The organism is Kitasatospora sp. NBC_01287 (assembly GCF_026340565.1).
Taxonomy (GTDB): Bacteria; Actinomycetota; Actinomycetes; order Streptomycetales; family Streptomycetaceae; genus Kitasatospora.
Genome location: NZ_JAPEPB010000001.1, coordinates 1,089,032 through 1,109,265, shown reverse-complemented (window position 1 = coordinate 1,109,265; position 20,234 = coordinate 1,089,032). Strand labels below are relative to the sequence as shown.

Sequence of the window (20,234 nt, the reverse complement as noted above, 5' to 3'; positions counted from 1 at the left end):
CACGTCGACCGAGGGGCAGCCCATGGAGCGAGCCGCCATCAAGGTCGCCGGTCTCAGCAAGCGGTTCGGTTCGGTGGTCGCCCTGGACCAGGTGGACTTCGAGGTCCGTCCCGGAGCGGTCTTCGGGCTACTGGGACCCAACGGGGCGGGCAAGACCACCGTGATCCGGATCCTGACGACGATCCTGCGCCCCAGCGCCGGACACGCCGAGGTGCTCGGGCACGACGTGGTGCGGGAGGCCACGGTGGTACGGCGGCTGATCGGGCTGGCCGGCCAGTACGCGGCCGTGGATCCGAACCTGACCGGGCGGGAGAACCTGCGGCTGATCGGCAGGCTGACCCAGCTGCCCCGTTCGCGGACCCGTCCGCGGGCGTCCGCCCTGCTGGAGCGCTTCGACCTCGCTGCGGCCGCCGACCGCCCGGTGCGGACCTACTCGGGCGGGATGCGCCGCCGTCTCGACGTCGCCGCCGCGCTCGTTCCCGAACCGCCGGTGCTCTTCCTGGACGAACCGACCACCGGCCTGGACCCGCAGAGCCGCAACGCCCTGTGGGAGCTGATCCGCGAACTGGTGAGTGACGGAACCACCGTCCTGCTGACCACCCAGTACCTGGAGGAGGCGGACCAACTGGCTGAGCGGGTCGTCGTCGTGGACGAGGGACGGGTCATCGCCGACGACACCCCCGCCGCCCTCAAAGCCGACCTGGGCAACACCGTGATCGAACTGGACATGGGCGACCGGAGCCACGCGGTGAAGGCCGCGGCCGTCATCGCGGAACGGCTCGGAGAGACACCGGAGATCGGGGGCGCGCGGCTCGCACTCACCTCCAGGAACGCTTCCGGACTGCTGCGCGGCATCCTGAACCTGCTGGACGCCGACGGACTCGCACCGCGCACCGTCTGGGTGCGCGAATCCAGCCTCGACGACGTCTTCCTCGCCCTGACCGGCCATCGCACACAGCCCGGCCCCTCCGCCGACCCGGCCACCACCGGAGGCCCGTCATGACCGTGAACACCGCCCCCCGCGGCCTCGCCGCAGGGCGGCCAGGCCACCGGATCGCCGCCACCGTCCGCGACGGCCTCGCGGTCGCCTGGCGCAACCTCATCGCGCTGCGCCGGGTGCCGCGGCTGCTGGTGTTCTCCACCATCCAGCCACTCGTCTTCGTGCTGATGTTCCGCTACGTCTTCGGCGGGGTGGTCGGCCCGTCGCTGCCGCCCGGGGTCTCCTACGTCGACTTCCTGATCCCGGGGATCTTCGTGCAGACCGCTGTCTTCGGCTCGATGAACACGGCGATCGGCCTGGCCACCGACATGCAGACCGGCTTGATGGAGCGCTTCCGCTCGCTGCCGATGGCGCGCTCCGCCGTGCTGGTCGGGCGGACCACGGCCGACCTGGCGCGCAACGTCTTCGTGGTGGCGCTGATGACCGCGGTCGGGTTCGCCCTCGGTTTCCGGATCCACGCCGGTGTCCTGGCGTTCCTCGGCGGCGTGCTGCTGGTGCTCGCGTTCGGCTTCGCGATGTCGTGGATCTTCGCCGTGGTGGGCATGGCGGTAGGCGACCCGGAGACCGCGCAGGCCGCCGCCTTCCCGGTGCTCGCTCCGCTGGTCTTCGCCTCCGCCGCGTTCATCCCCGTGCACACCATGCCCGGCTGGCTGCAGGCCTTCGCGAACCACCAGCCGGTCTCGCAGACCGCTGAAGCGGTCCGGATCCTGGTCCTGGGCGGCCCGGCCGGCGCTGCGGTGTGGCAGGCGCTCGCCTGGGACGCGGGGATCGTCGCCGTTTTCGCGCCGCTGGGGGTGTGGTTCTACCGAAGGGCCGTGTAGGGCGGACCCGCCCAGGCGTCCTGTTCGCCGATGTGTCGATGTGCCGATGTGCCGATCGGGTGGTCGTCCGTGTCGACCACCGGGACGGCGGTGATGTCGAACTCGGTGAGCAGGGTCAGGATCTCCTGGAAGCCGGTGCCGGCTGTGACACGGACTTCCTGGCGGGTCATCACGTCCTGGACCGTGGGGTGGAACGTGGCTCACTCACACCGTCGTGTTCTGGCGGATGCCCAGGTCCAGCGTCTCGCTGACCGGACGGCGGGGTGTGGGGGATCCGGGCGGCCCGTATCCCAGGCGCAGGACGAGCTGGACGTGGCCGGGCCCCTCGGCCGGGTCGCGCAGGCCCCAGCGCGTGTCGGGCCACTCGACGGCCTGGTGCAGGACCGAGGCGCGGAGGCCTCGGACCGTCGCCAGCAGCCACACGCGTTCCAGGGCTTGTCCGGCGCGCAGCCAGTCGGCCGGCAGGTCGGCGTGGGTGGTGAGGGTGGCCAGCTGGGGCAGCGCCTCGAAGCGCTGGGATCGGGTGGCGTCGGTCGACGGCCGGCCGGTGTAGCTGCGCATGGGCACATGGGCCTCGTGGTCCTGCGGCCCGAGCGCGGCTTGCGGGATGCCGTCCGTCGCGGGCTGCTCCGGCCGGAGCCAGCTGCGGGTCTCGGCCATCCGGGCCAGGTCGGTGTCGGTGCGCTGTTCGGCCTGGGCGGTCAGTGACAGGACCCGGCGCACTCCGTCCTCTTCCAGTGGGGACAGCACCACGCCCTCGTCGAGGGCCGCCGCCATCAGTTCGCCCAGTACCGTCTCGGGGATGTCGCGGTTGGCGAACGGCTGGCGGCTGGAGCGGCGCTGCGTGATCGCCGGATAGAGGTCCCGGCCGTAGGGGTGTGGGACGGCGGCGGGCTCGGAGAGGTCCAGCAAGGCGACCAGGTGCGGGTCGTCTCCGTCGGGAAACAGGTGCACGTCCGGCTCCCGTCCGAGGTGGACGGCGGCGAGGCGCAGGTTGAACAGGGCCGCGCCCAGCGAGATGTGCAGGGCCCGGCCGTCGGGGTCGGTGAGGGGTACGGCCCGCCGGGGATCGCTGGACAGGCACAGGCCTCGGGCATCGGGGGTCGGTCGGAAGAGCCAGGGCTGGCTGTTGTGCAGCGACGGCGCCGCTCCACCGGCCTCGGCCAACAGCCGTAGCTCGTCGGGGGTGAGGGCTTGCATGGTCATGGTGAGTCCGTCCAGGCCGACAGGAAGTCAGTCGTGCGGGGTGGAGTCGTCCGTCCAGGAGTCGGCCCGGCCGGCGTTGATCAGTTGCCGGCCGAGGTCGAGGAGGGCGCGGCCGGCCGCGTACTCATCGCCGATCTCGGGGACGGGGTCGTCGTGCGGGTTGCGTTGCGCAGCCGTCTGACTGTGCAGTGTGTTGTCGCCGGTGTCGAGAACGGCGTGGACCTTGGTGACGTCGCCCTCCTCGAAGATGTCGAGTCGCAGGGTCCACTGCTTGGTGCGTGCCGGTTGGGTCGTGGTGCGCTCGTTCATGGCCAGGTACATCCTTCCGTCTGCCAGCCCGGGGCGCCGTCGCGCGAGCGGGTGCGGATCGGTGCCGGGAACCGGTGGCCGGCGATCGCCGAGGGTAGATCGGTGGCGGTGTGCCGGTTCTCGTAGCTGACGAAGGGGGAGTGTTCGGACACCCTGTGTTCGCACCGCCGCACAATCGTGACTCTGGCCTTCGGCATGACAACCGCCTCCTTCACTCGCCGCCGCCTCCAGCCTGCCCTGCCGGAGCCTCGCCGGCTTGGGCCATCCGGCCCTCGTCGGTGGCCGGACGGGCCCGTCCGGTTTGGTCACGGTGCTCGCCGACCGTGCTCGGCGCCGACCCGGTGGGCGTGGGCGACGATGTCGGCGGCCGTGTGTTCGCTCACGTCCAGGGCACGGGAGAGCCGGTGGGCACTCCAGCCGTGGCGGGCCAGCAGCACGGCCAGCTGGTGGTGGCCGTTTGTGCCGGTTGCGGGTTCGGGGAGAGCAGGTGCCGTTGGAGCGGGCTGCGGTGCGGGGAGTTGGCCGGTGCGGTGGCGCAGCAGGGCTCGGCGCAGTTCGTCGGCGCCCCAGACGACGAACGGGAAGGGCAGTACGGTGGCGAGCTGGAGCGGGGTGAGGGCCGCGGTGCCGAAGACGGAGTGCAGGGGCGGCAGGTAGATGAGGGCGGCGGCGAAGGTGAGGGAGAAGGCGATGCCGCCGAGCAGGTAGCGGTTGCTGAACACGCCGAGGGAGCGCAGCGAGGCGTGTTCGGTCCGCACGGCGAAGGCGGTGCCGATCTGGCAGGCGACGATGCCGAGCCAGGTGACGGTGGTGGCCTGCTGGTAGGTGTGGTGCAGTGCGGTGCCGGCTCCGGTCGGGTCGCCCGGGTGCCAGCCGCCGCGGCCGAGGGTGAGGAAGTAGCCGCCCATGACGAGGACGGCGGAGAGCAGTCCGAGGAATCCCCAGGCGCGGGCGAGCATCGCCGGTTGGATGACGCCTTCGCTGCGCGGGCGGGGCGGGCGGTCCATCAGCCCGGGTTCGGCCCTCTCCCGGCCCAGGGCGAGGGCGGGGAGGGTGTCGGTGCCCAGGTCGATGGCGAGGATCTGCATGACTGTCAGGGGGAGTGGGATCATGCCGCCGGCCAGGGCGAACACCAGGAACGGGACGACCTCGGGGACGGCGTGGGCGAAGATGTAGACGATGAACTTGCGGATGTTGTCGTAGGTTCGCCTGCCCGCCTCGACGGCGGCCACGATGGTGGCGAAGTTGTCGTCGGTGAGCACCATGGTCGCCGACTCGCGGGCGACGTCCGTACCGGACCGGCCCATCGCGATGCCGATGTCCGCGCGGCGCAGGGCCGGTGCGTCGTTGACGCCGTCTCCCGTCATGGCGATGGTGTTGCCGGCGGCGCGCAGCGCGTCGGCGATCCGCAGTTTGGCTTCGGGTGAGGAGCGGGCGAAGATCACCTCCTCGCCGCGGGCGAGCAGGGTGTCCAGTTCGCGTTCGCTCATCGCCTCCAGTTCGGTGCCGGTGACGATGCGCATGCCGTGGTGGCCGATGCCGACCCGCGCGGCGATGGCGGCGGCGGTCAGGCCGTTGTCGCCGGTGACCACGTGCACGGTGATCCCGGCCCGGTGCGCCAGCTCGATGGCGTGGGCGACCTCGGGGCGTGGCGGGTCGGCCATGGCGACCAGCCCGAGGAGGCAGAGGTGCTGCTCGGCGTCCTCGCGGCTGCCGGGCGGCGGCTGCCCGGCTGGTAGGCGACGCAGGGAGACCGCCAGGACCCGCAGCCCGCGTTCGGCCAGCGAGCCGACGGTGCGGATGATCTGAGCCCGGTCGGCGGGGGTGAGCGGGCGCTCGTTCCCACGGTCGAGGACGGCGTCGGCGCGGAGGAGGAGTTGTTCCGGTGCGCCCTTGGTGTGCAGGACCAAGGCGCCGCCGTTCTCGGCGTCGGCGGTGGTCATCAATTTGATCCGCGGGTCGAAGCGGAACATCGCCCGGCGCCGTTGGTCACGTTGTTCGGGTGGAGCCAGGTCGCCGAGGCGGTCGGCGAGGTCGAGCAGTGCGAGTTCGGTGGGGTCCCCGGTGGAGTGGCCGTCCCCGCGGACGGCAGACGTCGCAGTGGTGCAGGCGGCGGCCGCTGCGGCCAGCAGGTGGACCTGCTCCGGCACAGCGGCGGGAACGGCGTCGCCCAGATCGCTCTCGCCCCCTGGGGTCCAGACAGTGGTGACCCGCATCCGGTTCTCGGTCAGCGTTCCGGTCTTGTCGGTGCAGATGACCCGGGTCGAGCCGAGTGTTTCGACGGCGGACAGCCGCTTGACCACCGCACCGCGCCGGGCCAGCGCGCGCACACCCGAGGCGAGGGCGAGGGTGACCGTGGGCAGCAGGCCCTCCGGCACGTTGGCGACCAGCAGGCCGATCGCGAACGCCACCGTGGCCGACAGCGACAGCCCTGAGGCCAGACCCAGCGGAACGAACGCCACACCCACGCCCACCGCGATCACCGCGATCAGCCGCGCCACCCGCTTGACCTGGTGCTCCAGCGGGCTCTCCTCGCGCTGCGTGCGCTGGCTGAGCGCCGCGATCCGCCCCAGCTCCGTGTGCATCCCGGTGGCGGTGACCACCCCCACCGCCTGCCCGCCGGTGCACGTCGTGCCCGTGAAGAGCAACTCGCGCGCCTGGAGCAGCGGGCCGGAGGCATCGACGAACTCGGCCGACCGGAACACCGGGACCGACTCGCCGGTCAGTGCCGAGAGGTCCACCTCCACCCCGCCCGACAGCAGCCGGGCGTCCGCACAGATGCGGCTGCCTTCCTCCACCACCAGGACGTCACCAGGCACCAGAGCGGTCGCCTCGACCTCCTGACGCACCCCGTCGCGCACGGCCGCCGCCCGGTCGGGCAGGAACGCGGCCAGCGCCTCCACCGCCCGCTCGGCCTGCTGCTCCTGCGCGAAGGCCAGGAGGGCGTTGAGCACGATCACGGCCAGGATCGCCAGCGCGAGCGCCGGTGCGCCGGTGGCCGCGGCGAGGACGGCGGCCAGGGCCAGCAGCAGCGCCAGCGGCTGGGTGAACTGCTGTGCCAGCTCCCGGGGCCAGCGCCGGCCGCCACGGCGTGCCAGCATGTTCGGCCCGTAGACGGTCAGCCGGCGTGCCGCCTCGCGCGCCGCCAGGCCCTGTGGAGAGGTCCGCATGTCACGCAGGAGCACGGACAGCGGCTCACGTGGGTCGGGTGACCCAGGCTGCTCGGCACTGTCCGCCGAGGCCTGCTGCGGCGCGAGCGGCTCCCTGTCGGCCATGCCGGCTCAGTCCGTCCGTACCGCTGCCTGCTGGGCGGTGGTGCGGGGAGGGACGACCGGTGGGGAGGCCATGACGGCGTAGACCGTCATTGCGTCGCTCCGCTGCCGCGGGTGGTCGCGCTCCGGCCGTCATCGGCCTGCGCGGTCGGTCCGACGCTGATGAGGGTCCGCACGTCCACGACGCCGGGTACCGATCGGGCCAGCAGGTCCAGGACGCCGATCGGGCTGGGCTCCGGGACCGTGCCGCGCAGGGTGACCCGGCCCTCCTCGACCTCCACGTTGATGCCGGACGCGTCGGCCGGCAACGGGTGGGCGAGCAGTGCGCGGTGCACGTCGCCCGCGATGTCGTCGTCCGGTCGCAGGTAGACCTTGAGCAGGTCGCCGCGGCTGACGACGCCGACGAGATGGCCCTCCGAGTCGATCACGGGCAGACGCTTGACGCGGGCGTGCACCATGGCGCGGGCGGCCCGGGCCGTGGTGGCGTCGGGGTGGACGGTGATCGCGGGGAACGACATCAGCTGCCCTGCCGTCACGGCCTGGGCCTGCTGCTGGCGGGTCGCGTCCGTCGCGCGGTCCGACGGGGGCAGGACGGCCTCCCTGAGTTCCTCCCGGGCCAGCAGGTCGGCCTCGGACACCACGCCCACCACGTGTCTGTCGCCGGCCAGCACCGGCAGCGCGCTGATCCGCCACTTGCGCATGTTCTCCACGATCTCCTGGAACGGCGCGTCGCGGCCCACCGCGATCACGGTGTGCGTCATGACGTCGCTGACGTGCGGGTGCTTCACGGTGTCCTCCTCGCGTCGGACCGGCCCGCGTCGGGCCGGTCCGACGCGCCTGCCCGGGCCCGAAGGTCCCGAGGCCGGTGCAATTCGTCCCCAGCAGGGCCGGCCGCGCACCGGCCGCGCGGACCGCGATGCGGCCTGTCCTGAGGCGAACGGTCGGTGCTCTCGTCATTCCCATGCTCCTCCCGGTGCCGTGCTGCGGCACGCGGGCTCCGTGGTGGCGGCCGCGCCGGGCGACGCGCGCGTCCGGGCGTGCCGCGACGTGCTGTCCGGCGGCGGGAGGCAGGGTCTCAGTGGTGGGGGGGTGAACGGGCCGATCATGCCGCGGACGAGGGGTTTCCGACGTCGAGGCCGGTGTCGTCGACGGTGTGGCCGAGGGCGTTGTGTACGGCGACGACGCCGTCGACGGAGCGGCAGAGTCGTTCGACGATCGGGATGAGGCTCTTCTGCTCGACGCGACCGGTCAGGCTGACGACGCCGTCGTGCACGGTGACCTCCACCGCGGTGGGGGCCAGCCACAGCGTCTCGCCGAGGACGTCGTGGGTGATCTCCTCGCGAATCGCGGCGTCGTGGCGCAGGAAGATCTGCAGCAGGTCGCTGCGGCTGACGATGCCGACCAGTCGTCCGGCCTCGTCGACCACGGGCAGCCGCTTGACCTTCTCGCGGTCCATCACCCGGGCGGCCTCGACGATGCTCCAGTCGGGCCGGGCGGTGATGGCGGGGCTGGTCATCAGCGCACCGGCGGTCTCGGCCTCGGCGCGGGCACGCTCGTGAGGGCTCAAGCGGGCTGCGCCGGAGTGACCAGCGGGGTCCGGCTGGACGGCCTCGTTGCGGAGCAGGTCCGCTTCGGAGACCATGCCGAGCGGGCGGTCCCGGTCGTCGACCACGGGGACGGCAGTGATGTCGTTGCGGTGGAACAGCCCGGCGACTTCCTTGAACGGGGTGTCGGGCCGGGCGGTGACGACCCCCTGGGTCATCACGTCGTGGACGGTGCGGTGCTGCATGGCCCTCACGCCTCCTCGGGTGTCGATCCCTGCCGAGGGCACGACGCCCTCCTGCTCCCAGACTCCGCCCACACCACGGCGCGGAACAGGGCCGATCGGTCCCTGCCGGGCCACCGGGCCACCGGGCGACCGGGCGACCGGGCGACCGGGCGACCTGGCGACCTGGCCACCTGGATTCCTGCCGGAACATCTCCTCCTGGGCGGGGTGAACCGTGGTCATGGCGGTCTCCGGGGCGGGTGCGGCGGCCCGGGGGCAGACGTGGAGGAGGCCGAGGCACCGGCGTCGACCCTGGATGCGGTGGCCCGGTTGGAGGGCCGTGGACGGAGGGCGCGGACGTCGTCGGTGGCGCCTGTGATGGCACCCACGAGTTCCTCGGACGGCTTGGGCCGGACGTCAGGACCGGCGCAGTGACGTGATCACGAATGCGGGGATCACCGCCGCGCCGGCGATCAGGTGCATCAGGGCCAGCAGGAACTGGTCGGTCGTCGTGACACCGGCGCCGTTGTAGGGAAGGCCGCCGACGAGCACCAGGACCGCGAGCGAGGTCCAGATGGCGGTGGCCCGCCGTGGGACGCGTCGTTCCAGCAGTTCCAGCAGTCCCCAGCCGAGCAGCGTCGGGACGACGGAGGCAGCGATCACCAGGCTGATCAGGATGGACTGGGCCGGCCGCCCGAACACGGCGGGAGTCCTGAGGTCGTACCCGGCGGTGTCGGTGAGGACGATCACGTACGCGAGGTTCGCGAGGAGACCGGTACCGATGGCGGCTGGTCGCAGCACCCGGGCGGGGATGTCGGTGAGGCGGCGGGCGGATGGTCTCGGTGAGGACGATGCGGTGGCCATGGTGGTTGCTCCGTGGGAAGAGTGGGTGTCAGCGGATGACGGGCAGGACGAGGTGGGAGGGGTGGTCGGCGTCGTGGTGGATGAGATCGCGGCCCACCTGGTGGCCGTAGTAGTGGTGGAACAGGCCGTCGGCCACCGGGGAGTCGCCGTTGGCGATCTCCAGGCGGATGCGGCTTCCCTTGGGGAAGAGGTAGGAGGTCGGCCAGATCTCGATCTCGTAGCGGATGACGGTCCCCGGCTCGATCGGCTGGGGCGGCTGGGTGCGGTGGGAGGCCTTCAGCCAGCCGCGGGTGACCATCGCGGAGGGTGGCGGCACGTTCTTGGCGACCTTGCGCATCAGGGCCGCCTTGAGCTTCGGAACGGCCTTCTGCTCGGAGATCTTGACGTGGAAGTCGGTGTCGGTCTGGTCGGACTCCGCGTACAGCACCAGGGTGATCTTCCCGGTGACCTCGGTGTCGTGTTCCAAGGGTGGGGTGGTGAAAGTGAGGATGCCGCGGGTGGGTTGTGGGATGCCGTCGGTGATGACGGTGGTGCCCACCGTCCACTCGGGGTTGGGGTAGTCGTGGACGGTCGGTTGCCCACCCGCCTGGGTGGGCGCGGTCGTGCTGAGGCTGCCGTCGTTGAGTGAGCCGACGGCGTGTGCGGTCTCGGGGCGCAGGTAGAGCGTGGTCGGCACGGCGCGCCGGGGCGGCCATTCGGATTCCTCCCGCGGCCGGCTCCCGGAATTGGCGACCTGGATACGGATCGGAGGGCCGTCCATGACGGCGTTGTCGATGCCCTTGAGCCAGTGGTCGTACCAGGGGCGGATGTAGGTGTCGAGGAACTCGGTCTGGTAGTAGCGCTCGTGGCTGTCGCCGCCGGCGAGTACGAGCAGCCGCTTGTCGGTGCCCTTGAGGCGCTCGTGGCCGTCGAGTTGACCGCGCAGGTGCAGCCCGACGCTGTACCACCAGGCGATGTTGAGGACGGGGATGTCGATGTCCTCCACCTTCACCGCCCGCTGCTCCCACCAGTCGTCGACGACGGGCCGGTCCAGGGTCGTGCCGATGATGTCGGTGGTGATGCCGCCGGGCCGGGGCGGGGCGCCGCCGCCGATGGTGGCGGCGGCGCGGAGGTGGTCTGTGGACCAGAAGTTGAGGAACCCCATGGAGTAGATCCCGCCGTGGTAGACCGCGTCGTGGTAGAGGTTCGTGAACCCGTTGTAGATCAGGGCGCAGGTCAGGTGCGGTGGGCGCTGCGCGGCGGCCAGCCACTGGTTCACGCTGTAGGCGCTCTCCCCGATCATCGAGACCTTGCCGGTCGACCAGGGGAGGGAGGCGATCCACTCGATGGTGTCGTGGAAGTCGCGCTGTTCGGCGGGGCCGAACAGCGCGAACTCTCCTTCGGACCTGCCGGTGCCGCGCTGGTCGCCGACCACGACCGCGTAGCCGTGCCCGGTCCAGTAGTCGATCGGACCGGTCTCGATGTACCGGAACATCGACACGGCGGGCAGGTACAGCAGGTCCTTCTGGTAGGGCGCCACCGCGTACAGCGCGGGGAACGGGCCGTCCCCGTCAGGCAGGTACACATCGACGCGGATCCGGACGCCGTCGGACGCCGTGACCCACTCGTCTTTGAACGTGCGCATGACCAACTCCTAATTTCATCGCATGTGGAAACTAATTTCAGCGTATGATGAAACTGTCGCGGACGGCAAGGGAGGTCCTCGGCGACCTGCTGCGGAAGGTGAAGCGTGTGAGTGGGCGAGGCCCCCGAGGAGAACGCGGAGAGCAGGCGGACAAGATCGTCGCCGCCGCCCGCAGATCCTTCGCCACCCGCGGCTACGCCGCGACCTCACTGCGCTCGGTCGCCCAGGACGCCGGCGTCGACCCCGGCCTGGTGCACTACTACTTCCAGGGCAAGACCGCGCTGCTGGAAGCGGTCATGCAGCCCCCCGAGGCGTTCGGCGCGGCCGTGGCCGCCGCGGCCGAACAGCCCCTGCACCAGCGCGGACGCGCGTTCGTGCAGGCCACCCTGCGCCTGTGGGAAGACCCTGCCCCCGCCGAGATCCTGCGCTCCATCATCCTCACAGCCGCCCAGGAGCCCGCCGCCATGCAGCGCCTGCGGCAGTTGTTCTCCGAACTGGTCCTGGCCGTCGTCTCCCACGGCCTGCCCGACACCGAACGCACCCTGCGCGCCAGCCTCATCGCCACCCAGATCGTCGGCATGGTCATGAACCGCTACATCTGGCAGGTCGGCGACATCGCCACCCTCCCCGCCGACACCGTCACCGACCTCCTGGCCCCCACCATTCAGCACTACCTCGCCGACCCCCTCCCCACGACGCTCCGTGACCACTCGGGGCTGGGCTGACCGGACCCGTCCGGTACAGGGCAAGGGTGCGGCGAAAGTTCCCCGTTCATCGCGTCCATCGGGATGACGCGTGCCGACCAGCGCTGGAGTGGCTGCATCCCGCTCCTCCGGGCAGGGTGGGAGACAGGTTTTCCGAGCATCGGAGGCGGTGGACGATGACTGATGACGTGACGGCTGCGCCGCGGATCGTGGTGGGCGTCGACGGATCGGACCCGTCCAAGGCGGCGCTGTGGTGGGCGGTGCGGGAGGCGGGGTTGATCGGCGGCGTGGTCGAGGCGGTCGCCGTCTGGGAGTACCCGACCGCCTGGTACGGCTGGACGCCTCCGCAGGCGGAGGTCTTCGACTACGAGAAGAACGCGAGAAGGACCCTCGTCGAAAGCATCGACCGGGCCATCGGCCCCGACCGGCCGGTGGAGATCCACACCCGCGTGGTCCAGGGCCACCCCGCCGCTGTGCTGCTGGACGCCGCCCGAGGCGCACGCCTGCTGGTCGTGGGCAACCGCGGCCACGGCGGATTCGCGCAGGCGTTGCTCGGCTCGGTCGGGCAGCACTGCGCGCAGCATGCCTCCTGCCCGGTCGTCATCGTGCGCGGCCCCGGTGAGGCGAGCAACGACTGAGGTCGTTGTGCCTCGAGGCGCAGCCGGTGATGGTGCCCCGTCACGAGCGCAGGGAGGATGTCGGTGGACCGTCCGTCCGAAGCGGATTCCTCACCCGTGCCGCAGCTGCAGTTGGACGACCTGCTGGACGAGTTGCAGGCGCGGCTGGACATGGCCCGCGGGACCAGGGACCGGGTGCACGGCCTGCTGGAGGCGGTGCTGTCGGTGGGGAGAGAGCTGGAGTTGGGCCAGGTGCTCCAGCACATCGCTGAGGCCGCGATCGAGCTGGTGGACGCCGAGTACGGGGCCCTGGGGGTGATCGGCGAGGACCAGTGGCTGTCGCAGTCCATCCCGGTTGGCCTGAGCGATGAGCAGATCCGGCGGATCGGCCCGCTGCCGGCCGGGCACGGTCTCCTGGGCGAGCTGATCCACCGCCCCGAACCGCTGCGCCTGGCAGAGCTGTCCGAGCATCCGTCCTCCTACGGATTCCCGGCCCATCACCCCCCGATGCACAGCTTCCTCGGGGTGCCGATCCGGGTCCGGGAAAAGGTCTTCGGCAACCTCTACCTCACCGAGAAGCGCGGTGGCGGGGACTTCGACGCCGAGGACGAGTCCGTGCTCGCGACGCTGGCGGTGGCTGCCGGGGTGGCGATCGACAACGCCCGGCTGTACGCCCAGGCACAGCTGCGGGAGCGCTGGCTGCTGGCGACCGGCGAGCTCACCAACAGCCTCATGTCGGGGCACTCCCAGGAGGAGGTGTTGGAACTGCTGGTCGCCCGGGCCGGGGACATCGCCGGGGCCGACCTGACGGTCGTCGCCCTACCGCTTCCCGGTTCCGACGAACTGGAGGTCCAGGTCGCCGTCGGCACGGAGGCGCAGGCGCACCGAGGGTTGGTGCTGCCACTGGAGGGCTCCTTCGTGGGGGCGGCGGTCCGCAGTGGAGGGCTGGTCACCAGCGTCGATGTGGGCAAGGACCCGAGGATCACCGCGGGTCCGCCGCGTTGGGAGGGCCTTGGCCCGGCGGTGGCGGTGCCGATCGGTACGGCCGGGGGCGGTGTGCGCGGGGTGCTGATGTTGGCCAGGGCGGCCGGCCGCCCGGTGTTCGAGGCGGAGGAGTGCGCTCCGCTGCCGAGCTTCGCAGGGCAGGCGGCGGTGGCGATGGAACTCGCCGAGCGGCGACGGGACTCCGAGCAGGTCGCGTTGCTGGAGGAGCGCGACCGTATCGCCCGGGACCTGCACGACCAGGCGATCCAGCGGCTCTTCGCGACCGGGATGACCCTGCAGGGCGCGGCCCGCCTGATCGAGCACCCGGAGGCCGTCGAGCGGGTGCTGCGGGCCATCGATGATCTCGACGACACGGTGAAGACCATCCGGTCCACGATCTTCGGGCTGCGGGCCCGGCAATCCGGCCCGGCCGGCATCGGGTTGCGGGCTGACATGGTGGCGGCTGTCCAACGGGCCGCCGCCAGCCTGGGGTTCGCCCCGGCACTGCGGATGCAGGGATTGATCGACCTCAGGGTGTCCCCGGCGCTGGCCGAGGAGGTGCTGGCCGTTCTGGGGGAGGCGCTGTCGAACGTCGCCCGGCACGCCCGGGCCCGATCGGCGGAGGTGGTGCTGGCCGTAAACGGGGAGCTGGCGCTGACCGTCACCGACGACGGGGTCGGCCTGCCGGAGGGCGGGCGCCGCAGTGGCCTGGACAATCTCGCCGAGCGGGCGGCGAGGCTCGGCGGGGTGTTCCAGGCCGTCGCGGGCCCGACGGGTGGGACGCGTCTGGAATGGCGGGTGCCGCTGCCCGTGCTCGGCGAGCCGGACCGGGGTTCAGGGTGAACTGTGAGGGCGCCACGTCCCGTGGGAGCCGCCGGCCCCGGGGGCCGGCCGCTCGAGCCTGGTGGCGATGACGGCGGCCTGGATCCGGCGTTCGACGCCCAGTTTGGCGAGGATCCGCGAGATGTGGTTCTTCACGGTCTTCTCGGCCAGGTAGAGTTCCCGGCCGATCTGGCGGTTGGTCTCGCCCTTGCCGATCAGGGCCAGCACCTCCAGCTCCCTGGGGGTGAGGTCGGCCAGGCCGGGACCGGTGTCGGGTTCGTCGTGGTGGCGCAGGCTCGCCATGAGGTGGGTGGTGGTGGCCGGGTCGAGCATGGACTGGCCGGCGGCGACGGTGCGCACCGCGGTGACCAGGTCGGCGCCCTTGACATCCTTGAGGACGTACCCCGCGGCGCCGGCCATGATCGCGTCCAACAGCGCTTCGTCGTCATCGAACGAGGTGAGCATCAGGCAGGCCAGTTCCGGCATCCGGGAGCGCAGCTCCCGGCAGGCGCTCACCCCGTCGCCGTCGGGCAGTCGGACGTCCAGCACAGCGACCTGGGGGCGCAGCGCGGGCACACGGGCGAGCGCCTGCGCACAGGTTCCGGCCTCGCCGACCACCTCGATGTCCGGCTCGGCCTCCAGCAGATCCCGAACCCCGCGCCGGACCACCTCGTGGTCATCGAGCAGGAACACGCGGATGGACTGCCGATCGCGGCTTTCGCTCGTGTCCATGGGTGCTCCCACCGCCGCAGATCCGGACGTGTCACCTTCGAGTGTGCCGGGACGGCCGGTGCCCGGCCCGTCGAGGGGCCCGTCGGGCGTTGGCGACTCGCTCCGTCGGGTGGTCCCATGGAAGCAGCAGGAATGCCCCCGGGACGCGGCCGACGGACTCGCACCGGTTCGGTGCATGTCGGGCGATACCCAGCCCTCTTGATCTGACGAACCGTCGGTGTCGCTCGACGGCCGGCCGCCTTCTCACTCCCGTACCAGCGGAGGTAGTCATGTCCTCGACCCGTCGTGTCATCCGGTTCGCCGGGATCGGCCGCGCGGACGTGAAGGTCGTCGGAGGCAAGAACGCCTCGCTCGGGGAGATGGTCGTCAACCTCGGTCCCGCGGGTGTCCGGGTTCCCGACGGCTTCGCGAGCACCGCTGACGCCTACCGGGAGTTTCTCGGAACCGGAGGTCTGCGCGAACGGATCGTCGAGCAGGTCGCGCTGCTGCACGCGGGTGCGCCGCTCGACCAGGTGGGAGGCGTGATCCGGGCCGCGATGCTCGGCACACCGCTGCCGCCCGCCCTGGAGCGGGAGCTCGCCGACGCGTACGCCGACCTCGGCCGGGAGGCCGGCCGGGCGGACCCGGACGTCGCGGTGCGCAGCAGCGCCACGGCCGAGGACCTGCCGGAGGCCAGCTTCGCCGGGCAGCAGGACACCTACCTCAACGTGGTGGGCCGGGAGGCTCTGCTGGACGCCTTCCGCCGTTGCTATGCGTCACTGTTCACCGACCGGGCGATCGACTACCGCGAGCGGATGGGCTTCGACCAGCTCGCGGTGGCGCTGTCGGTCGGTGTGCAGTTGATGGTCCGCTCCGACCTGGCGGGCGCCGGGGTGATGTTCACCCTGGACACCGAGAGCGGCTTCCCGGACGCGGTGGTGGTCAGCGCGGCCTGGGGGCTGGGCGAGACGGTGGTCAGCGGGCAGGTCGACCCCGACGAGTACCTGGTGTTCAAGCCGCTGCTCAAGGATCCGGGCCTGAACCCGGTGATCCACGCCGAGACCGGCGCCAAGCGCCGCAAGGCCGTCTACGCCGACGAGGGACTGACCCGCACGGTGGACACCACCGCGCAGGAGCGCGCCGGGCGGGTGTTGGACGAGGCGGAGGTGCGCACGCTCGCCCGCTGGGGCGTGGTCATCGAGCAGCACTACGGCTGCCCGATGGACATCGAGTGGGCCAAGGACGGCCGCACCGGTGAGATCTTCGTCGTGCAGGCCCGGCCCGAGACCGTGGTGTCCCGGCGGCGCGCGACGATGCTGCACCGCTTCCGGCTGACCGGGACCGGTGACCTGCTGGTCAGAGGTATCGCGGTCGGTGAGGCGATCGGCGCCGGCGCGGTGTGCGCGCTGTCCGCTCCCGTCGAACTGGAGCGCTTCCCGCCCGGAGCGGTGCTGGTCACCGGGATCACCGACCCCGACTGGGAGCCGATCATGAAGCGGGCCGCCGCCATCGTCACCGATCACGGCGGCCGCACCTCGCACGCGGCCATCGTCAGCCGGGAGTTGGGCGTGCCCGCGATCGTGGGGACGGGCCGGGCGACCGAGCTGCTGTACGGCGGCCAGGAGGTCACGGTCTGCTGCGCCGAGGGCGAGGACGGACACGTCTACGCCGGTCTGCTCGACTACGAGCAGTCCGAGATCGACCTCGCCGGACTGCCGCGGACCCGCACCCGGGTGATGCTCAACCTGGCCGCCCCCGCGGCGGCGTTCCGCTGGTGGCAGCTGCCGGCGGACGGTGTGGGGCTGGCGCGTACCGAGTTCGTCGTCGCCCACCAGGTCAAGGTCCACCCGATGGCGCTGGTCCACCCCGAGCGCCTCGATGCCGAGGAGCGGCGCCGGGTCGACGCGCTCACCGACGGCTACACCGACCGCACCCGGTACTTCACGGACCGCCTCGCCCAGGGCGTCGCCCGGATCGCCGCCTCGCGCTGGCCCGACCCGGTCGTGGTGCGCACGAGTGACTTCAAGACCAACGAGTACGCCAAACTGGTCGGAGGCCGCCCCTTCGAGCCGGTCGAGGCCAACCCGATGATCGGCTGGCGAGGCGCGAGCCGCTACTACAGCCAGGGCTACCGCGAGGGCTTCGCCCTGGAGTGCCGGGCACTTCGCCAAGCCCGTGACGAGATGGGTCTGACGAACGTGGTGGTGATGATCCCGTTCTGCCGCACGCCGGACGAGGCGGACCGGGTGCTCGCGGTGATGGCCGAGGAGGGCCTGCCGCGCGGCGGGAACGGGCTGAAGGTCTACGCGATGGCGGAGATCCCGGCGAACGTGATCCTGGCGGCCCAGTTCGCCGAACGCTTCGACGGGTTCTCCATCGGCAGCAACGACCTCACCCAGCTCACCCTGGGCGTGGACCGCGACTCCGACGCCCTCGCGCACCTCTTCGACGAGACCGACCCCGCCGTAACACGCAGCATCGAGACCCTGATCGCCACCGCCCACGCGGCCGGCCGCCCGGTCGGTCTCTGCGGCCAACGGCCCAGCGACGACCCGGAGTTCACCCGCTTCCTGGTGCAGGCCGGCATCGACTCGATCTCCGTGGCACCCGACGGCTTCGTCGCGGTCAAGCAGCACGTGGCCGCCGCCGAGCAGGACTGACCCGCAACGCGCCCGGCCGTTGGCCGCCACGCCTGCTTGCTGTGCCGGACGCTCCGGGGCCCGGACGGTCCTGGCGGTGGGCGGGGTGACCGCGTCGGCATGGTCGGCGTGCCCTGATCAACGCTCCGGAGCCGGCGCACGGGCCGGAGGCAGCCGGGTGCTCCCGATCGCGCCTCCTGCGCTCGCGCAGCAGGATGGAAGGGGTGACGAGTGGGGAGGTCGAGATGACGGGCGAACCGCGCGATGGACGTGGGGTACTGATGGCCTTCGTTCCCGGACCTCTTCGAGGGCTCCCCATGGAGTTCCGCCTCTCCGCGGAGGACCCGGGAGAGCGGCCACGGACGATCGAGCTCACAACCCTCGTGTCACACGATGAGTGGCACTGAGATGTCCGGTCCGCTCTCGGCTGGTCGCGGCGGGGTGAGTCCGCCGGCGGAGACCATGGCTCCGATCCTCACCCTGACGGTGAACCCCACCGTCGACATCTGCTACGAGGTCGACCGTCTGGCGAAAATCGGCAAGACCCGCGCCCGAGTCAGGTACGTGGCCGCCGGAGGTGGAGGGATCAACGTCGCGCGGGGCCTGTCGCGTCTGGGAGGACGGGCGACGGCCGTCCACACCGCCGGCCGGGAGGTCGGCCGGCGCCTGAACCGGCTACTGGACGAGGAAGGGGTCGACCACCTCGCCATCGGGATCGCGGGTGAGACCCGCGAAGCGTTCGTGCTGTTCGAGACCGGGACACGCCGCAGCTACCACATCGTGCCGCCGGGCCCGCGACTGGACGACGGCGAGGGAGGACGTCTTGTGGAGGCGCTGGGCCGAGCAGCCGGGAGGCACGAGTACGTCGTGGCCAGCGGCAGTCTGCCCAGCGGCCTGCCCGACGCCTTCTACGCGGTTGTCGCCCGCCGGGTAAAGGAGGCCGGGGCCCGGCTCGTGCTGGACACCTCGGGGCGAGCCCTGCGTGAGTCCCTGCGTGAGGGCGCCTTTCTGCGAAGGTGCAACAATCACGAGGCCGCCGGCCTCGCCGGCCGGCCCGTCCGGACCTTCGACGACGCCCGTGCCGTCAACGAGTACCTACTCGCCGCGGGAGCGACCGAGGTCGCCATCACCACCCTCGGCGAACTGGGCGCACTCTGTTCGACCAGGCATGGCCACACCGAGTTGCGGGCTCCGCCGTTGCCCGGGGAGGTGCTCAGCGACGCAGGGGCCGGAGACGCCATGGTGGCCGCACTCACCCTTCGGCTGGCCGCGGGCGACGATCCGGTCGAGGCCTGTGCCCTCGGGGTGGCCGTGGCCGCCGCGGCAGTGCTCACCCCGGACACCGAACCGTTCGATCGAGAGGTGGCCGAGTCCCTCTGTCCCGCGGTGCGGCTAAGGCGGCAAGCCGGCTCATGAGCCACTCGTGCCGGCGCCTTCGATCCCTGCGAGGTCTGTGTGGCGGCCGCCGCAGCCTGCGGCGCACTGCACAGCCGGCTGTTCACGACTCGCTGCTGCTCGGCCGCTGCCCGCGCCTGAGCGCGTACGGCGTCACTGAGGACCTAGGCTGGGCCGGTGACCCGAGCCCCGTCCGGGAGCCGGTCCGATGCCACCGGGCCGGCTCCCGGCCGGCCGGTCAGTTCTCGGCGTGTCGGATCACGACGACCGGGCAGTGGGCGTGCTGCACGCAGTGCTGGCCCACCGAGCCCAGCAGGGCGCCGGAGAAGCCGCCGTGGCCCCGGCTGCCGACCACCAGCAGCTCGGCACCCTGCGCCCTCTCCAGCAGTACCTCGGCGGCATTGCCGAGCACGACGCTCTCACGGACCTCCACCGGCGGGTCGTCGCCGACCACCTCGGCCACTGTCTGGGTGAGCATCTTCCCGGTAGCGTCGGGGAGTTCGGGATCCAGTCCGGTCATCCCCCACCCGTACAAGGGCGGGTAGGCCCAGCAGGCGACCGCGTCCACGACGGCGCCGGTCCGCCGGGCTTGATCGACCGCCCACCGCAGGGCCTGCTTCGAGGACGCCGAACCGTCCACTCCGACCACGATCCGACTCCCCGCCGACTCTTCTGCACTCATCTCGCACCTCGCTACTCGGATGACAGTCCCAGACTGCGCCTCCCGGCGCTGGGGCGCCCAGGGCCGGACGGCCCCGGGCACGGGTCCGTTCGGGCGGTCGCTCCACCGGGGTGGAGCCGGCCAGCCACACGTCGTCGTTTCACCAACAGCGCGGTCGTGAGGGTTTCCAGGTCGGCATTGACCAAGCCTCCAGGCTCCGGCACCGGGGCGGTGCGAGGCCGGAGCCTGGAAATACGGTGCTGATGGCCGGGAATCACGTGCGATATCGGGGGGCGACCAGCTCAGTCAGCGAGCTCGAATCGGTCGGCGATCTGCTCGATGAGTGGCAGGTGCTCCTCCCAGGTCGCGCTTCCCATGCCGAGCACGAACACGGCGTTGCCGCGTACGGCGAAGTACTCCCGCGTCCGGCGGACGACCGTCCCCTCGGTGTTGCGGGTGACGAAGTCGAGTGCTACTGCCGACTGTCCGGCGAACTGGGTCTCGGTTCGTGTGAAGTCCTCGAAACCATGGGCTGCGAGCCTCTCCTGAGCCGCGTCCGCCACCCGGGCAGCGGTCAGTCCCCTGGCGGGCATCTTGAAGACGATCAGCATCTGGCCGGATCCTCCGGTGGCTCGCAGGATCTCCGGCCCGTTCGCCGGGACGGGAGGCAGCGCCTCCCAGCCAATTGGTACGTGCAGGATCGCCCCGTAGGGGACGATCTTGATTGCTTGCCAGGTGGCATTGCTGCTGTCAGACATATGGCGGCCTTCCGGGGCGGCGTTCTCGGTCGCCAGAGTGATACCGGCGATCACCCGCGGTGCGAACCTCGCATACGCAGC

The 20,234-nt window shown here is 71.6% G+C and carries 18 protein-coding genes; 7 read left to right on the top strand and 11 right to left on the bottom strand.

The genetic code is table 11. The features are described 5' to 3' along the window. Positions 1-22: 22 nt before the first annotated feature. Positions 23-1,003 carry an ATP-binding cassette domain-containing protein gene (locus OG455_RS04465; RefSeq protein ID WP_266290420.1) on the top strand — a complete coding sequence of 327 codons (981 nt, stop codon included), beginning with the start codon at positions 23-25 and terminating at the stop codon, positions 1,001-1,003. Continuing rightward, positions 1,000-1,821, top strand: a complete 822-nt coding sequence (locus OG455_RS04460; protein WP_266290419.1) for an ABC transporter permease — start codon at positions 1,000-1,002, stop codon at positions 1,819-1,821. The genes OG455_RS04465 and OG455_RS04460 overlap by 4 nt, the downstream gene beginning before the upstream one ends. Here OG455_RS04460 and OG455_RS04455 read toward each other — a convergent pair. The 8 genes from OG455_RS04455 to OG455_RS04420 form a co-directional block, all read right to left on the bottom strand. After that, a complete protein-coding gene (locus OG455_RS04455) occupies positions 1,803-1,991 on the bottom strand; it encodes a CBS domain-containing protein (protein ID WP_266290417.1) in 189 nt (62 codons plus the stop codon). The two genes, OG455_RS04460 and OG455_RS04455, sit on opposite strands and share 19 nt — an antisense overlap. Before the next feature lie 34 nt (positions 1,992-2,025). Beyond that, the gene (locus OG455_RS04450) at positions 2,026-3,027 is read right to left on the bottom strand and encodes a hypothetical protein (RefSeq protein WP_266290415.1); all 1,002 of its coding nucleotides are present in this window, start codon (positions 3,025-3,027) and stop codon (positions 2,026-2,028) included. A gap of 27 nt (positions 3,028-3,054) precedes the next feature. Continuing rightward, positions 3,055-3,336, bottom strand: a complete 282-nt coding sequence (locus OG455_RS04445; protein WP_266290413.1) for a dsRBD fold-containing protein — start codon at positions 3,334-3,336, stop codon at positions 3,055-3,057. 305 nt (positions 3,337-3,641) lie between these two features. Then, positions 3,642-6,611, bottom strand: coding sequence for a cation-transporting P-type ATPase (locus tag OG455_RS04440; protein ID WP_266290411.1), 2,970 nt, complete (start codon positions 6,609-6,611; stop codon positions 3,642-3,644). An 86-nt stretch (positions 6,612-6,697) separates the two neighbouring features. Further along, positions 6,698-7,396, bottom strand: coding sequence for a CBS domain-containing protein (locus OG455_RS04435; protein WP_266290409.1), 699 nt, complete (start codon positions 7,394-7,396; stop codon positions 6,698-6,700). A 314-nt stretch (positions 7,397-7,710) separates the two neighbouring features. Beyond that, positions 7,711-8,397 carry a CBS domain-containing protein gene (locus tag OG455_RS04430; RefSeq protein ID WP_266290408.1) on the bottom strand — a complete coding sequence of 229 codons (687 nt, stop codon included), beginning with the start codon at positions 8,395-8,397 and terminating at the stop codon, positions 7,711-7,713. A gap of 394 nt (positions 8,398-8,791) precedes the next feature. Continuing rightward, the gene (locus OG455_RS04425) at positions 8,792-9,238 is read right to left on the bottom strand and encodes a DUF6069 family protein (RefSeq protein ID WP_266290407.1); all 447 of its coding nucleotides are present in this window, start codon (positions 9,236-9,238) and stop codon (positions 8,792-8,794) included. Positions 9,239-9,266: 28 nt separating this feature from the next. Further along, positions 9,267-10,862 carry a CocE/NonD family hydrolase gene (locus tag OG455_RS04420; RefSeq protein ID WP_266290405.1) on the bottom strand — a complete coding sequence of 532 codons (1,596 nt, stop codon included), beginning with the start codon at positions 10,860-10,862 and terminating at the stop codon, positions 9,267-9,269. 107 nt (positions 10,863-10,969) lie between these two features. Between OG455_RS04420 and OG455_RS04415 the strand changes: the two genes are divergently transcribed. The 3 genes from OG455_RS04415 (at position 10,970) to OG455_RS04405 (ending at position 14,010) form a co-directional block, all read left to right on the top strand. Further along, entirely contained in the window at positions 10,970-11,587 is a 618-nt protein-coding gene (locus OG455_RS04415) for a TetR family transcriptional regulator (RefSeq protein ID WP_266290403.1), read from the top strand. A 155-nt stretch (positions 11,588-11,742) separates the two neighbouring features. Further along, the gene (locus tag OG455_RS04410; protein ID WP_266290401.1) at positions 11,743-12,204 is read left to right on the top strand and encodes a universal stress protein; all 462 of its coding nucleotides are present in this window, start codon (positions 11,743-11,745) and stop codon (positions 12,202-12,204) included. 63 nt (positions 12,205-12,267) lie between these two features. Then, entirely contained in the window at positions 12,268-14,010 is a 1,743-nt protein-coding gene (locus OG455_RS04405; RefSeq protein WP_266290399.1) for a GAF domain-containing protein, read from the top strand. On the opposite strand, the gene OG455_RS04400 is transcribed toward OG455_RS04405, so the two are convergent. Continuing rightward, positions 14,002-14,721: a response regulator transcription factor gene (locus OG455_RS04400; RefSeq protein ID WP_266290397.1), complete on the bottom strand. Its 720-nt coding sequence runs from the start codon at positions 14,719-14,721 to the stop codon at positions 14,002-14,004. The two genes, OG455_RS04405 and OG455_RS04400, sit on opposite strands and share 9 nt — an antisense overlap. A gap of 269 nt (positions 14,722-14,990) precedes the next feature. Between OG455_RS04400 and ppsA the strand changes: the two genes are divergently transcribed. Together ppsA and OG455_RS04390 are read left to right on the top strand one after the other, a co-directional pair. Next, positions 14,991-17,360 carry a phosphoenolpyruvate synthase gene (ppsA, locus tag OG455_RS04395; RefSeq protein ID WP_266290395.1) on the top strand — a complete coding sequence of 790 codons (2,370 nt, stop codon included), beginning with the start codon at positions 14,991-14,993 and terminating at the stop codon, positions 17,358-17,360. Between the two features lie 441 nt (positions 17,361-17,801). After that, complete coding sequence (locus OG455_RS04390) at positions 17,802-18,755, top strand: 1-phosphofructokinase family hexose kinase (protein WP_266290393.1); 954 nt, start codon at positions 17,802-17,804, stop codon at positions 18,753-18,755. Positions 18,756-18,972: 217 nt separating this feature from the next. Here OG455_RS04390 and OG455_RS04385 read toward each other — a convergent pair whose 3' ends face one another. Both OG455_RS04385 and OG455_RS04380 read right to left on the bottom strand, forming a co-directional pair. Next, on the bottom strand, positions 18,973-19,416 hold the full coding sequence (locus tag OG455_RS04385) for a universal stress protein (RefSeq protein ID WP_266290391.1): 444 nt from the start codon (positions 19,414-19,416) through the stop codon (positions 18,973-18,975). Positions 19,417-19,697: 281 nt separating this feature from the next. Further along, a complete protein-coding gene (locus OG455_RS04380) occupies positions 19,698-20,207 on the bottom strand; it encodes a hypothetical protein (protein ID WP_266290389.1) in 510 nt (169 codons plus the stop codon). Positions 20,208-20,234 lie beyond the last annotated feature (27 nt).